At 38.1% G+C, this 15,615-nt stretch carries 15 protein-coding genes; 13 read left to right on the forward strand and 2 right to left on the reverse strand.

Annotation, left to right across the window (positions count from 1 at the left end):
* Positions 1-60: 60 nt before the first annotated feature.
* The 8 genes from A5482_RS02635 (at position 61) to A5482_RS02670 (ending at position 7,596) form a co-directional block, all read left to right on the forward strand.
* On the forward strand, positions 61-1,170 hold the full coding sequence (locus A5482_RS02635; protein WP_069790469.1) for an S-(hydroxymethyl)glutathione dehydrogenase/class III alcohol dehydrogenase: 1,110 nt from the start codon (positions 61-63) through the stop codon (positions 1,168-1,170).
* A gap of 143 nt (positions 1,171-1,313) precedes the next feature.
* Positions 1,314-1,655, forward strand: coding sequence for a hypothetical protein (locus A5482_RS02640; RefSeq protein ID WP_446682505.1), 342 nt, complete (start codon positions 1,314-1,316; stop codon positions 1,653-1,655).
* A gap of 3 nt (positions 1,656-1,658) precedes the next feature.
* A complete protein-coding gene (locus tag A5482_RS02645; protein WP_069790467.1) occupies positions 1,659-2,060 on the forward strand; it encodes an HNH endonuclease in 402 nt (133 codons plus the stop codon).
* A gap of 194 nt (positions 2,061-2,254) precedes the next feature.
* Positions 2,255-3,310, forward strand: a complete 1,056-nt coding sequence (locus tag A5482_RS02650; RefSeq protein ID WP_069790466.1) for an adenosine deaminase — start codon at positions 2,255-2,257, stop codon at positions 3,308-3,310.
* Between the two features lie 114 nt (positions 3,311-3,424).
* Positions 3,425-4,159 (forward strand): DUF3747 domain-containing protein, encoded by a 735-nt coding sequence (locus A5482_RS02655; RefSeq protein ID WP_069790465.1) that lies wholly within the window; start codon positions 3,425-3,427, stop codon positions 4,157-4,159.
* 132 nt (positions 4,160-4,291) lie between these two features.
* Positions 4,292-5,191 (forward strand): amino acid ABC transporter substrate-binding protein, encoded by a 900-nt coding sequence (locus A5482_RS02660; RefSeq protein WP_069790464.1) that lies wholly within the window; start codon positions 4,292-4,294, stop codon positions 5,189-5,191.
* Positions 5,192-5,644: 453 nt separating this feature from the next.
* Positions 5,645-7,288 (forward strand): DNA methyltransferase, encoded by a 1,644-nt coding sequence (locus tag A5482_RS02665; protein WP_069790463.1) that lies wholly within the window; start codon positions 5,645-5,647, stop codon positions 7,286-7,288.
* Positions 7,289-7,401: 113 nt separating this feature from the next.
* Positions 7,402-7,596, forward strand: coding sequence for a hypothetical protein (locus A5482_RS02670; RefSeq protein WP_069790462.1), 195 nt, complete (start codon positions 7,402-7,404; stop codon positions 7,594-7,596).
* A gap of 78 nt (positions 7,597-7,674) precedes the next feature.
* Here A5482_RS02670 and ygfZ read toward each other — a convergent pair whose 3' ends face one another.
* Positions 7,675-8,748: a CAF17-like 4Fe-4S cluster assembly/insertion protein YgfZ gene (ygfZ, locus tag A5482_RS02675; protein WP_069790461.1), complete on the reverse strand. Its 1,074-nt coding sequence runs from the start codon at positions 8,746-8,748 to the stop codon at positions 7,675-7,677.
* Positions 8,749-9,189: 441 nt separating this feature from the next.
* Between ygfZ and A5482_RS02680 the strand changes: the two genes are divergently transcribed.
* Both A5482_RS02680 and A5482_RS02685 read left to right on the forward strand, forming a co-directional pair.
* Positions 9,190-10,332, forward strand: coding sequence for a glycosyltransferase family 4 protein (locus A5482_RS02680; RefSeq protein ID WP_242411926.1), 1,143 nt, complete (start codon positions 9,190-9,192; stop codon positions 10,330-10,332).
* 34 nt (positions 10,333-10,366) lie between these two features.
* Complete coding sequence (locus A5482_RS02685; RefSeq protein WP_069790459.1) at positions 10,367-11,845, forward strand: DEAD/DEAH box helicase; 1,479 nt, start codon at positions 10,367-10,369, stop codon at positions 11,843-11,845.
* Between the two features lie 171 nt (positions 11,846-12,016).
* Here the strand turns inward: A5482_RS02685 and A5482_RS02690 are convergent, their stop codons facing one another.
* The gene (locus A5482_RS02690; protein ID WP_083260411.1) at positions 12,017-12,838 is read right to left on the reverse strand and encodes a M48 family metallopeptidase; all 822 of its coding nucleotides are present in this window, start codon (positions 12,836-12,838) and stop codon (positions 12,017-12,019) included.
* A 168-nt stretch (positions 12,839-13,006) separates the two neighbouring features.
* Here A5482_RS02690 and A5482_RS02695 point away from each other — a divergent pair, with 168 nt between their 5' ends.
* From A5482_RS02695 to purD, 3 genes are all read left to right on the forward strand, one after another.
* The gene (locus tag A5482_RS02695; protein ID WP_069790484.1) at positions 13,007-13,657 is read left to right on the forward strand and encodes a class I SAM-dependent methyltransferase; all 651 of its coding nucleotides are present in this window, start codon (positions 13,007-13,009) and stop codon (positions 13,655-13,657) included.
* Positions 13,658-13,821: 164 nt separating this feature from the next.
* Positions 13,822-13,986 carry a hypothetical protein gene (locus tag A5482_RS02700; protein ID WP_161486828.1) on the forward strand — a complete coding sequence of 55 codons (165 nt, stop codon included), beginning with the start codon at positions 13,822-13,824 and terminating at the stop codon, positions 13,984-13,986.
* A 119-nt stretch (positions 13,987-14,105) separates the two neighbouring features.
* Positions 14,106-15,371, forward strand: a complete 1,266-nt coding sequence (purD, locus tag A5482_RS02705; RefSeq protein ID WP_069790458.1) for a phosphoribosylamine--glycine ligase — start codon at positions 14,106-14,108, stop codon at positions 15,369-15,371.
* Positions 15,372-15,615 lie beyond the last annotated feature (244 nt).

Here is a 15,615-nt window from a genome sequence, read left to right on the forward strand (position 1 = left end):
CTCTGTATCCCCCATGCCTTGTTATTCTATTATTTGTACCGTTGAACATATATCAATAAAATGAAAGTAAAAGCTGCGATCGCCCTTAATGCCAAAGAACCTTTAGTAATTGACACCGTGGAGTTAGAAGGCCCCAAGGCAGGGGAAGTACTGGTGGAAATCAAAGCCACGGGGGTATGCCATACCGATGCTTATACTCTCTCTGGCATGGATCCTGAAGGCTTATTCCCCACCATTCTCGGTCATGAAGGGGCGGGGGTTGTGGTAGAAGTGGGAGAGGGTGTCAAGAGCCTTAAACCAGGGGATCACGTCATTCCTTTATATGTGCCAGAATGTCGTCAATGTGATTATTGTCTCAGTTTCAAAACTAACCTTTGTCAAGCCATTCGCATTACCCAAGGACAAGGTTTGATGCCTGACGGTACAAGCCGATTTTCGTTAAATGGCAAAAAGTTACACCACTATATGGGTACTTCCACCTTTGCTAACTATACCGTAGTACCCGAAATTTCCCTCGCCAAAATTCGCCCTGATGCTCCCTTCGAGAAAGTCTGTTATATCGGTTGTGGGGTGACTACGGGAGTAGGGGCGGTGATTAATACCGCCAAGGTTGAACCTGGCTCTAACGTGGTAGTATTCGGCTTAGGAGGTATTGGTTTAAACGTCATCCAAGCCTGTCGTATGGTGGGGGCGAATATGATTGTGGGAGTTGATATAAATCCCGAAAAAAGGGCGATCGCCGAAAAATTTGGCATGACACACTTTGTTAACCCCAAAGAAGTAGAAGGGGATTTAGTACCCTACCTCATAGATTTAACCAAAGGAGGGGCGGACTATAGTTTTGAGTGCATCGGTAACACAAAAGTAATGCGTCAAGCCCTTGAATGTTGTCATAAAGGTTGGGGAGTATCTGTGGTGATAGGTGTAGCAGGGGCAGGGCAAGAAATCAGCACTCGCCCATTTCAACTGGTGACAGGGAGAGTGTGGAAAGGTTCGGCTTTTGGTGGTGCTAGAGGACGTACGGATGTACCTAAAATCGTTGATTGGTACATGGAAGGAAAAATTAACATCGATGATTTAATTACCCATGTGATGCCCATAGAGGAAATTAATAAAGCCTTTGACTTGATGCACCAAGGGGAATCTATCCGCAGTGTGGTTACTTTTTAGTTTTTGTTGAAAGTGCAGGGGAAATCTCTGCACTCAAATTTATAACGAAAGCATTACTCCATTGAGAAAATTACCCTGAAAACTAGATTAAAATGAGTATATCAAGCTAAATTTAGTCATCCTAACCATAACAAATTTTCATCATGGCAAAAATTACCCTAGAAGTTCCAGACGAACTATCAGAACAATTATTACGAATAGGAGATCGACTTCCTGACCTTTTAGCACTAAGTTTACAACAGCCATTGCTTCCGACCAAGATTTATCACGATATTCTCGATTTCCTGACAAGTAAACCGACACCAGAACAAATTATCGCTTTCCGTCCTACCGCACAAATGCAGGAGCGTCTCAACACGCTATTGATAAAGAGTGAAACTGGTGAACTTACTGGCACAGAAAAACAAGAACTTGATGAATATGAACGCATTGAACACTTAATTATTATGCTCAAAGCAGGAAGTCTTCCTTATTTAGAACGTTGATTTATGAGTACCACTTATATTCCTACCCCATTACGTCGTTTGGTTGAACAAAGAGCTAAATATCAATGTGAATATTGTTTACTTCCTGCTAATTTATCTTTTTTTTCCCATGAAATTGATCACATTATTGCAGAAAAACATGGAGGCAGAACAGAGGCCAATAATTTAGCTCATGCTTGTTGGCGTTGTAACCGATACAAAGGAACGGATTTAGGCTCATTTGACCCAAAAACAGGGGATTTTTGTTTTCTTTTTAATCCTCGTACTCAGAAATGGGCTGAACATTTTCAAGTCAATGATTTTCTGATATTGGGATTGACACCGATCGCACGAACGACGGTAAAATTACTTCAATGGAATAATAATGAACGCATAGCAGAAAGAAAGAGATTACAACAAATTTAGCCTTCTTCTCTTGACCAATTTTTTTCACGTGATAGGATGAGCGAGTATTTATTTCCATCACTATCAAAGACATTACATTGATTTTTTTTACAACAGATTGATCACACAGAAAAATAAACCGCCAAAAAAAATATGGAATAAACTGGAAGGTTAAGGGTTAAAAGCCCACAAACCATCATCGAAGGAGTTTAACCATGGCATTATACGCCGACTTACATCGTCATTTAGGGGGTTCAGTGGTACCCCGCATTCTCTGGCGTTATTTCCAACGTCATAACCCAGATTTGGCTCAAAAGTATCCTCAATATAAAGAATTTGAAAATTTTTACACGAGAGAAAGAAACACCCTTGAGGAATATTTAGAATTACATACCCTTGTGGAGAGTGTCCAAAATATTGATACTCTCCCTTATTTTATTTATCGTCTCATTCGTGGGGCTTATATTTTTGAAAATTTAGCCTATTTAGAAATTCGTTACACTCCCTATTTACGCACTAACCCTACATTGCCTGAAACCGAAAGAATAGAGCAAATGAGAGCCATTGTGGAGGTGGTGGATAAGGCATCGAAGGTGAATGAATATCCTATCGTCACCAGCCAAATTTTGTGTATGCACACTAGGTTATCCTATGAGATAAATAGGGCTATTGTGGATTTAGCCGCTGATAATAAACATCAAATATGTGCCATCGATGTGGCTGGGGGAGATAAACTATATGGAGAAAAAATGGATGAGTTTGTCAAACTATATAAATACGCCCGTAGTAGGGGCATAAAAACCACTGGACATTTATATGAAACGCCCCACGGTTGTTATCCCGAATTATTACCATATCTTATGCGTATTGGTCATGGTATTCAAATTCCCCTTCAATATCCTGAACTATTACCAGAGGTAGCTTCCCTTAATCAATGTTTAGAAGTATGTCCGACTACCTATGTTAAAACAGGAACCCTTGATGAGTTAAAGCAATTAAAAACAGTTTTTGATCGTTGTTTTGAGGCGGGGGTTGACATTGCCATTTGTACTGATAATGCGGGATTGCATAATGTGCGTCTTCCTTTTGAGTACGAAAATCTTTTAACCCTAGATATAATCGATTTTAAACAACTCCAAGCCTGTCAGGATGCGTCCTTTCGTCATGCCTTTGCATGGCCCTATACTCAACCCCCTAGTGCTTTACTGGTGGGGCTAATGGGCGATCGCACTACCCCTGTAGCAAAAAAAGAAAAAACCCTCCTGAGGTAGTCAATCAAAAAATAAAACACCAAAAATCAGGAACTCAGGTGATCAAAACGTAGTCAAATGAGATAACTTTGAATAGAGAAAAAATTACTAAATTTGACAAATTTTAAATCAATTATGCTTAAATCCTCACTACCCATAAAACTTGCTACCCTTGCTTTAACCTCCATTTTAGGTTTGATTCCCATGGATTTCGCTAAAGCTGGAATTTTTGAAGAGATGGAAGTTGACCAACAAAACTTTATCGCCGTAGCTCAACCTTTTGGCGAAGATAACAGATTAAATTTGATTGTGGTTGAGCAAATTCCGGGGCAAAATACTTGCTGGAGTGAAAATGGTTCTAATCCTACCAACGTAGATTTATTATTAATCAACTTTGACTTTAGCGGACATTGTCGCCGTGCCACCGATGCCAATGGTTATTCTATTCGCTATGAAGGGCAAGATTTAGGGCTAGACTATCTTTTAACTTTTGTCAAAAGAGAAGGGCAATTACATCTAATTGGTTTCAATATGCGCGAAAATAAACGCATTAATGTTGGTACTGTAGGAGAATACAACGATCAAGCCATGCGCGTTAACCTCAATCCAGGTTGGCAATTTTCCAGAAGAAGTTATCAAGGTAATGCTTTAGGTCACGTTTATTTCAGTTATACTGCCCCCGAAGAAACCGTAGAGCAAAATATGACCGAACCTGAGCCTGAAATGAACCAAACTCCCACCGAAGGACAAATTAGAGACATTGTCGCTCCCTCCGAGGAAAACCAATCCATCAGAAATACATATTCTCAACCCCAAGCCCAATTAAATCCATCTTCTCGCTTCTCTATGCAGTCTCGCTTTAGTAGATAGAAATTTAGAAGTGTTTTCTTTGTAATATTTAATTGTCAATTACCCTTTCTTTAGCTATTGTTTGATCAGTATCTTGTTGATGTATCCTGATTGAGCAATAGCTTTTTCATTTAATATTAAACCACACTAGAAATGCTAAAAAAAATTTTGTCTTTCGGTTTCTCTTTTTCAATTCTTTCGGCCCTGACTCCCCATGTATGGGCTGGAAACGTTATGGAACAAATTAAGGAAACAGGGGTAATTAGAGCGGGTTATCGTCCTGATACCGTCCCCTTTGCCTTTGTGGATGATGACGGAAAACCCATAGGATACGCCATCGAATTATTGGAGTTGATTAAGGAAGAAACCGAAGCTAGATTAGGTAAACCCATCGAGTTAGAGTTAATCGAAATTACCCCTAGTAATAGATTTGAACAAATAACAGAGGGAATTATCGACATCGAATGTGGTTCGACTACTATCACTTGGGAAAGAAACAAATATGTAGATTTTTCTGCTAGTTATTTTGCTAGCGGTACTCAAATGATTGTTAATCGGGGTAGTCAGTGGGCTAATGCGGAATCCCTCGCAGGTGCTAAAATTGCGGTAATTCCTAATACTACCAATGAAACGGCCATTCGTAATTTTGCCCCTGATGCAGAGTTTATCTTTGTTGATAGCGAGGAGGAAGGATGGCAAATGGTTCAGGATGATGAGGTGGTAGGTTTTGCTGGGGATGGCATTTTGTTACAAGCACTCAAGGGGGAAGTTTCTGATTCTGCTGATTATGAAATTGTGCCTGAGTTTCCTTATATGATTGAATCCTATGCTTGTACTTTACCTTTAAATGAGTCTGAGTGGCGCAATGTTGTTAATTATAGTTTGGTGCAATATATGCAAGGGGTTGTGGTGGGTGTACCCGAATCTCAGGCTTTATATTCCCGTTGGTTTGGGGTGAATGGGGTTACACCTTACCCCATTGAAACCATGGCAGACTATTTTCAAGGTATCGTCAATGGTTATCAGTGGATTCCTATTGAGGGAAGGTATTAAGGAATTAATGAATTAAGAATCTGATGTTACGCAAAAATATAATTAGTTTAAGATGGTAAAAACGTTGGATGTTCATATTGTGTTTGTACACGTGCTGGTTAGGGGGCTAGGAGTTGGGCAAGGGGCTTAAGCCCCTTGTTAAAACTTAACTTATAAATGAGTGCGTAACGTCAGTTAAGAATGAAGGATTAATATTTGTTGCAAGTTATTTTACTTATTCTTAGTAATATTGTATCAATAGATAGCTAAGTAGGTAGGCATTATTAAATCGATTTAGGCAAGGGGTTGAAACCCCTTGTTCATAAGAGTCTTAATAAAATAAGAGCTATAGTTAATTTCGCCAACCTACTTAAGGGGTGTTTAGCCTCTTCTTAATGGAAATTTTAGTTAGATAAAGTTGATCATTGATTTTGTAGATCTATTTATTAAAATACAAATATCAGTAAATATATAATGAATAATCAATTATTTTATGGGGATAATTTAGAGGTTTTAAGAAGACATATTAAAGATGAGTCGGTAGATTTATGTTATATTGATCCCCCTTTTAATTCTAAGCGCAATTATAATCAAATTTATAATAATATAGGAAAAGAAGATCGCGCCCAAGCTCAGGCTTTTATTGATACTTGGACATGGGATGATTTGGCTAATATTGGTTTGGCGGAAATTAAGGAAAATTATTATGGTAAATTTACAGCGCAAGTTATTGCTTTAATTTCTGGTTTGGAAGTGGTTTTGGGTAAGGGAAGTTTGTTTGCTTATCTGGTTAATATGACTCTACGTATCACGGAAATTCATCGAGTTTTAAAACCTACAGGCAGTTTTTATCTTCATTGTGATCCCTCTGCTAGTCATTATTTAAAGTTAGTTTTAGATGCTATTTTTTGCTCTCAAGGGGGTGATTTTTTAAATGAAATTATTTGGAAAAGAACAACATCTCATAGTGACGCAAAAAAAAAATTTGGTAAAAATAGTGATACTATTCTTTTTTATGCCAAAAATGCTAACAACTATACTTGGAATCCTCAATACGGAAATTTATCAGATAAGAGAGTTAAAAATTATAATTATCAAGATGATGATGGTAGATTATGGGCTAGTGGAGATTTAACAGCAAAAGGATTAAGCGGAGGAGGATATGATTATGAATACAAAGGAATTATAGGTTTTTGGCGTTGTCCATTAGAAACGATGAAACAATTAGATGCTGAAAATAGATTATATTTCACTTCAAGAGGAGGTATTAGAATCAAGCGTTATTTAGATGAAAATAAAGGGCAATTAATACAACAAATTTTCGATGATATTCCCCCTATTTCTTCACAAGCCAAAGAAAGATTAGGTTATCCCACTCAAAAACCAGAAGCATTGCTACAAAGAATAATCAAAGCCAGTAGCAATGAAGGAGACATAATATTAGATGCTTTTTGTGGATGTGGTACAACCATCGCCGTAGCCGAGAGACTCAATCGCCCATGGATAGGCATTGACATCACTTATCAAAGTGTTAGTTTAATGTTAAAGCGCCTTGAGGATAGCTTCGGAAAGGGGGTTTTAGATAAGATTACCCTGAATGGCATTCCCAAAGATATGGAGTCAGCCACGGCTTTAGCACTGAAAAAAGACGATCGCACCAGAAAAGAATTTGAAAAATGGGCGGTTTTAACCTACACCAATAACCGTGCAACTATTAATGATAAAAAAGGAGCTGATAAGGGTATTGATGGCATCGCATTTTTTGATGGGGGAGAAGATAAACCAGAAAAAATTATTATTCAAGTAAAGTCGGGTAATGTAAAATCGGGCGATATTCGAGATTTACAAGGAACAATGAGTTTAAATGAAGCTAGTTTAGGAATATTTATTACTCTTAAAAAACCCACAAAAGCGATGATTACAACAGCAAAAGAAGCGGGAATTTATCAAAGTAAATTCATGAATAAGCCTGTGGATAAAATTAGTATTGTAACTATAAAAGAAATTATTGAAGAACAAAAACGTCTTGACATCAGATTAGTGTTAGAGGTTTTGAAGTCTGCTGAAAAACAAAAAGAAACTCTTGATAATCAAGTCAAGATTAATTTTGATAATTAAAAAAATATTGTGTGTGCGGATTACCCTAATACTTTACACTTGTCAAGGGATTGTTATTGATTGTTACATAAGTTAATATAGAAGATGTAGTCAAGCAAAGGAGCTTGAAAAAAATGGCAATTTTAACTTTATTATTAATGGCGATCATGATATGGTACTGTGCGATCGCACTTTTAACTGTATCCTCAACTAACGGGGAAGGTTTAAAAGGATTGGTGCAATCATGGCAACCTCAAGACACGGATTATACCTTAGTGCCTATCCCCGTAGAAACAAGAAACAGAGCAAATTTTAACCAACGTAGGTAAAAATTTAAGGTGCGCTGGATATTACAGCCTTAGAGTGATGGGAAGATAAAAGTTTTATTATCAATTATCCATTCTCAATTATGCCTCTGGATGACGTACAAAAGGTAATGAAACCACTTCCCCTTCCACCTCATTCACCATCACTTTTAAGCCCTCTCCCCCCGCTTTAGTGCGAATATAACCGAGGGCAAATATTCCTTCTGGGGTGTCGCAATGGCTGGTAATAGTACCAACTTTCTCTCCGTTTAGGTTTATCAACTTATTTTCGCTCAAATTTACAGGGGAAGCGAATTTGATACCCCATAATCTTTGTTTTACTCCCTTATAGGTATTTAACCTAGCAATGGTTTCTTGCCCAATATAACAACCTTTATCAAAAGAGATGGCATCCCATAACCCAGCTTCAAGGGGATTATAGTCGGTGGTTAATTCATGGTTAGGTTTAGGTTTACCCTGCATAATTCTTAGTTTTTCATAGGCTTCATTGCCAATGGGGCTAACTTTTTTTTGGCTAAGTTTTTCCCATACCGTAGGGGCGTTGTCTTGGGGAATGATGAGGGTATAGCCTTTTATTTTTAAACTACTACTATTTACTAAGGTTAACTCAGTGTCGTCAATGTTAATATCATGATGGCTAAATTCGGGGCCATGGAGTTGAGATTCTGTCGCCCATTCTGCCAAAATTTCGGGGCTTTTTTCTCCTATGAGGGTAAAAATTGCATATTTTCCTGTCAAGTCTTCTAATTCGACTTTGTCGAAGGGAAAAATATATCTATCCATCCACTGCATCAATGGTTGATTTTGTTGAGGAGATGTTAATATTGATAATTCTTTTTCTTTTACTATAACGGTTACTAAATCGATGGTTCTTCCTGTCGAATTGACGAAAACACTTATTGCCCCTTCTCCATTTTTGAGAGATTGAATCTTATTTGTGGTTTGATTATGAATAAATGAAAATCTATCTTCTCCTGATACTTTTATTAAACCACCACAAGTGCGATCGCACAGTGCCACTCCGTGTTCGCACAGTGCCACTTCTTGAAATGCTTGATTAACTATCGTGGAATCATTATTAAAAGTTGAGGGAGTAGAGTCCGATTCAGAAAAAATTGCTCCCTGAGCCTTTTGTAAATCTTGTAAACTTGTCATAGTGTATCATAAAGAATTAATCTACAGCCATTATAACAATAATGAGCTATCAAGAATATCTAAAAATAATAAAAAGTCAGCTTTTATAACTTAGAAAAAACAACCTTATTATTAGCTATTATATATAATAATTATGATTACAATAAAAAACTTAATAATACCAATAATTTATTATTAAATACTTGAAATTACTTGATAGGTAGGTTGGCAAAATTAAATATAGCTCTTATTTGATTAAGACTCTTATGAACAAGGGGTTTAAACCTCTTGCCTAAATCGATTTAATTATGCCTACTTACTTAATCAACGATGATTCACAAAAAAAGTAATACTAAAAACCATGATAACTGAACTTATGAAATCCAAATTATATTTCTAATAACATAGATAATCAAATACTATTTTTTATTTGTAAGAATATATTACATCACTCAAAACTGCTTGAATAAAACTAACTTGAAACATATACTATTTATTCTTCCTTATCTTAGCCTAGGGGGTACTGAAAAACAGGCTTTTAGCTTAATAGAAAAATTAATTGATAAACATGAAATTTCTTTATTAGCTCCCGAAGGAGAAGGTAAACTAACCTTTATGACACTTCCCATCAAACAAAAAGAATTTACCCGTTGGGATTATAATTTTTTCAAAGGATTTTGGGAACTCTTTAGAGCAGTAAAGCAACTGAATAATCAAAAAAAAATTGACCTTATTCATATTCATGGAGCCCATGAATTAATGATTCCCATTCGCCTAATTTTAGGCAAAATTCCCATGGTTTTTACTGTTCATGGTTATCATGGTTATAATGCAAATATTAGTTATCGATTAAGTTGTTTGCTAAGTAATATTTTAGCTAATAATGTGATAAGTGTTTGTGAAGCGGAGTTTAATATTTTGAAAGAATTAGGGTTAAATGAGAAGAAGTTAAATTTAATTTATAATGGTGTAAATAAACCAGTTTTAAACTCAGAAATATCCCTCACCTATATTGATAAATTTTCTTTGAATCCAGAAAAAGAAATAATAATTGGTACGGCGGCGCGTCTTAATGAAGTAAAAGGATTAACTTATTTATTACAAGGATTTGCCATAGTAAATAAACATTTATTATCAAACAATGATGGATTAAATAACAACTTAAAATTAGTCATTGCAGGTACAGGAAAATTAGAAACTGCTTTAAAAAAACAAGCAAAAGAGTTAAAAATTGCTCATCGAGTGGTTTTCGCTGGTTATATTAATGATTTGCCCAATTTGATGTCCTTATTTGATGTATTTGTATTACCATCTTTGCAGGAAGCGGCTAGTTTAGCTTGTATAGAAGCCATGTCTTTAGCAAAACCCATTATTGGCACTTCTGTGGGCGGTATTCCTGAGCAGGTGTATGATAATGTTAATGGTTTTATTGTTGAGCCTCGAAATCCTCAGCAGATTGCGGATAGTTTAATTAAATTAATTGAAAATCCTTCCCTGCGAGAAAAGTTTGCTAAAAATAGTTACTTACGTTATCGGGAATATTTTGACAGTGAGGTGATGGTTCAAAAAACTGTGGAGTTGTACGAAAAAACTATTAATTTATGATTATTTTGTTGACATAATATTCAAATTATTGCATATGAGGCGATCGCCCTTACTAACATACGATAGAGGTACATTAATATTACATCCCCCCCCAAAAGGAAAAGCATGGATAGACTTTGCCACTTGGGATGATAGGGTTGAGAAATTTCGTATTCCAGCCCATCAATATCGCTCATTGATAGAAAGCCTTGAAGAAAACCAAATTAACTTCATTGATGATGCCAAAGAATTTAGCACCCTTGACATCGAAGCCAATCTCACCCTAACCCCTTACGCCCATCAACAAGAAGCCCTTGAAGCATGGAAAAAAGCCCAAAGACAAGGGGTTGTCGTCTTGCCCACCGCCGCAGGGAAAACATACTTGGCACAAATGGCGATCGCCTGTACTCCTCGTACTACCCTGATATTAGTACCCACCCTCGACTTGATGCACCAATGGTATGCCCAGATGGAAAACGCCTTTCCTAACATTGAAGTAGGCTTACTGGGGGGAGGAAGCCATGACAGTAGCCCTATTTTAATCGCCACCTATCACAGCGCCGCCATCCATGCCAAACACCTCGGCAACCAATACGCCCTGCAAATATTTGACGAATGCCACCATTTACCCACCGACTTTTTTAAAGTAATCGCCGAAGAATCTATTGCCCCCTACCGCCTTGGTTTAACCGCCACCCCCGAAAGAGGAGACGGAAGCCATAGTAAATTAGATACCCTTATCGGAAAAGTAATCTATCGCAAAACCCCCGAAGAATTATCAAAAATTGCCCTGTGTGAATACGAAATTATCCCCATCAAAGTTACTCTCACCCCCGAAGAAAGAAAACAATATCAAGAAGCTATCCAAACTCGCAACGACTTTCTAAGAGAATCCCATATCTATCTTTCCAGCCTTGAAGGGTGGCAACAATTTGTGATGGCTAGTGCCAAATCTGCCCAAGGGAGAAGGGCGATGATAGCCCACCGACAGGCAAAGGAAATCGCTTCAGGCACCAATGGTAAACTGAAAGTATTAACGGAGTTAATTAGTGAGCATTATCCCGATAGAATGCTAATATTTACCAACGATAACGCCACGGTTTATCGCATTTCCCAACAATTTTTAATCCCTGCCATCACCCATCAAACTCCCGTAAAAGAGCGCCACAAAATCTTAACAAAATACAAAGAAGGAGACTATCGAATTATTGTAGCTTCCCATGTACTTAATGAAGGGGTTGATGTGCCTGATGCCAAGATTGCCATAATTTTATCAGGTACAGGATCAACTAGGGAATATATTCAACGATTAGGGCGTATTTTGCGCAAAGCCAATCAGCAAGAAAAGTTAGCGAAGTTATACGAAGTGGTGGCAGAAAACACCAGCGAGGAAAAAACCTCTAATCGCCGTCAAGAAAAAATGAAAAAACCAAACAAGCAAGGGGAAGTGATACCCCTATCCTATGGCAAAACTAAAAATAAGACTCATTTTAAGGCAGCGGAAAAAAAAGATAATCCCATGGATGATAAATAACTGTACTTTAGACTAATTTGAACTGTAAGAAGCTATGATCCTTATACAGCAAGAATTTTGACTATTCTTATCCGTTTAATGTAAAAAATATAAAACATACGTCATATAAGGGTTTCAGCGTTTAAAATTAGATTTAGTCTAAACTCAAGAAATAAGGCTATGCCATAAAGCCTAACGTAGAGTCAGAGGACGAATGTTATTACGATACTCCCCTTGATTTAAACCCATACCTTGATTCGCACTATTACTGGGAATTTGTTGATTGAGGGCGACAACTCTTTCTCCTGCACCAGGGTGAGTACTTAGAATATTTGCCCTTCCGCCCCTATCAAGTTTTTGCATAAAATCAGGCATTGCCCTTGGGGCATAACCAGTTTCAGTAATTATTCTTAAACCGAGGGTATCGGCTTCTAATTCATCTTGACGACTATTGGGTAAACTGACGGCGGCGGCAACTCCTAGTTGTACAATTTGGGCATTACCTAATCCTGCGGCACTTAATAATCCTTGGGTTACGGCTTGTTGACGAATTTGTTTTTGAGAGTGTTTGGCTACCACATGGCCGATTTCATGGCCGATTACACTAGCCAATTCTGCTTCGTTGGAGGCGGTGCGTATTAACCCTGTATTGATATAAACAAAACCCCCCATGGTGGCAAAGGCGTTAATTTGGTCATTATCTACCACAGTAAAAGTATAGGGCAAGTTGGGGCGATCGCTCCTTTTAACTAATTGTTGTCCAATGTCATTTACGTAGCGATTAACGTTTTGATTTCGATATACCTTTACTCTGCCACTATTTATTAACTGTTGACGCATCTGTCGCCCATATTCTACTTCTTGGGTATCGGAAATATTACTGATTTGGATGACTTGAATACCCCGCAAAAATAACTCTCCCCAAGGGAGGGCATAACTAACGGTAACGTTATTAAAAATAACGGTGAGGGCAACGGTGATAGATAGTATTATGTGGAAAAAACGACGTTTCATGACTTTGTGGAGAAAGAAAATTATGATATGCTTTCGACTCAGCAAACTAAGCCTATGGTTTTAGACGGCACATACTTCTGATTTGTTTCATCTTGTGGTAAAGAACTTTTTAGAAGTAATAAGAGCGATAATGGGTTTTATTATATGATAGCAGTCTTAATTCTTATGATCGATCGCACTTTAGAAGCAGAAGTAATGGACAGTGAAGAGGAAGCCCTTGAGTATGATTCCATGGATTTTACCGAAGTTAACCGAGATTTCGCCCAGTTAGCGGCGAATGTAGCCCCACAGCATAGTTTTGTTTTGGATTTAGGCACGGGGACAGCCAGAATACCCATAATATTTTCACAAATGCGCCCCGACTGTCAAATAAGGGCGATCGACTTAGCCCCTTCCATGTTAAAAATAGCCAAAAAAAATATTGATATAGCTAACAAAAATCAACAAATAAAACTAGAATTAGCAGATAGTAAAAAACTAAATTATCCAGACCAAACCTTCGATGTAGTCATGTCCAATAGTTTAGTCCACCACATACCAAATCCCCTTGATTTATTCCAAGAAATTAACCGAGTAATCAAACCAAAAGGAAAAGTAATTATCCGAGACTTGTTACGCCCTGCATCCTCCCAAGAAGTTGTGGACATAGTTGCCCAAGCTAACCTCGACTATAGCCCCAGACAAAAACAGCTGTTTGAAGACTCCCTCCATGCAGCCCTGACCATCCCAGAAATCAAAACCATTATCCATGAGCTACAATGGCAAAAAGTCAACATTTATCAATCATCCCCTAGACATTGGACATTAGAAAAACCCTAGGGAACTTTCATGAAAAATAATCGTCCATAAATCACCATTCAAAACTGCCTAAAGATTATAATATTCATCATCCCTATAAATGGATTTATATAAATTTTGCCCAATCAAATAACGGTTATTTTGTAGTCATAAAAAAATATATTCAACCTTGAGGAAATCTAACTATGTGGAATAAATATACTAAAATTTTCGGCTCTCTCGCAATATTAATATTTCTTGCTTACCCCACCTACGATGTGATGAGAGATTTTGCCAATGAAAGGGATGGTCGTATGCAATCAACCAGTTATGAGTTTTCTCGCTACCTGAGAGACAGAGGAATTATATAGGTAAATAAGGTGCTAGGGGTTAACAATTGTTGTTTGTTACCCTAATTATCCATTATCCATGACCAATAAACCTGCTAAAATTAAGCCTTGTATGTAGATGAGTGCAAGGAAAAAAGAACGTGAAAGTATTAGTAGTGGGTAATGGTGGAAGAGAACACGCTTTGGCATGGAAATTGTTACAATCTCCTCAAGTAAAACAAGTTTTTTGCTCTCCTGGTAATGGAGGCACTGCCACCCTAGCCAATTGTCTTAATGTAGAAATTGCCGTGGATGATTTTGCTTCCATGGTGGATTTAATCAAAAAAGAAGCCATCGATTTGGTGGTAGTAGGGCCAGAATTACCTCTATCTTTGGGCATTACCGACTATCTGAGAGAACATAATATTAACGTTTTTGGGCCCGATAAGGCGGGGGCAACCATCGAGGCGAGTAAGTCTTGGGCTAAGGATTTGATGGTTAGTGCCAATGTACCTACGGCAAAATCGGCTACTTTTACCAATGCAGAGGAAGCGAAGGAATATATTACCCAAGAGGGTGCGCCCATTGTGGTAAAGGCTGATGGGTTGGCGGCAGGAAAAGGGGTGGTGGTAGCTATGACCCTAAATGAGGCGTTAGGGGCTGTTGATGAACTTTTTGCCCAAAAGTTCTCTACGGTGGTAGTAGAAGAGTTCTTGACGGGGCAGGAGGTGTCTGTTTTGGCTCTCACTGATGGGGTGACAATTCGTCCTTTGATAGCTGCCCAAGATCATAAACAGGTGGGGGAAGGTGATACGGGGGCAAACACTGGTGGTATGGGGGCTTATGCTCCTACTCCCTTGGTGAATGCCCAAATGAGCGATCGCATTTACACAGAAATTTTACAACCTACCCTCAAGGCATTACAGGATAAGGGCATTGACTATCGGGGGGTATTGTATGCAGGGTTGATGATTACCCCAGAGGGTGAACCCAAAACCCTTGAGTTTAACTGTCGTTTTGGAGATCCTGAAACTCAGGCGGTGTTACCCATGCTCAAAACTCCTTTATTTGATGTGCTTTTGGCTTGTGCCAAGCAAAATTTGGCTTCTTTACCTCCTTTTGAGTGGCACGAAGGTAGTGCTGTGTGTGTGGTGGGGGCATCAGCTGGTTATCCGGGGAGTTATGAAAAAGAGAAGGAAATTTCTGGGGTAATGGAAGCACAAAGCACGGGGGCGACGGTATTTCATGCAGGTACAAAGTTAATGGATAATCGCCTTATAACCGATGGGGGTAGGGTATTAGGGGTAACTGCCATTGCCGATGATTTTCAAGGGGCGATCGCCTCTGCTTACCATGCCATGGATAAAATCTCTTTTGAGGGTATTTATTTTCGCCGTGACATTGGACATCGGATTATGAATAATTAAAAGTAAAAAAATATCCTATAACAAGGGGCTTAAGCCCCTTGCCCTAAAATTTGCAATGCTTAAGCCCCTTGCCCTGAAATTTGTGGTGTGTATTTTGCAATTATTTAGACTAGTTATAGCAATTATCATGGTTACGGGGTACAAAATGATCCCCCTAAATCCCCCTTAATAAGGGGGACTTGAAAATCATAAATGTATCTCATAATTATAAAAAACGCTATATAGCAATTACTTTGCTAATGAA

The sequence above is a fragment of the Cyanobacterium sp. IPPAS B-1200 genome (genome assembly GCF_001747005.2).
Lineage (GTDB): Bacteria > Cyanobacteriota > Cyanobacteriia > Cyanobacteriales > Cyanobacteriaceae > Cyanobacterium.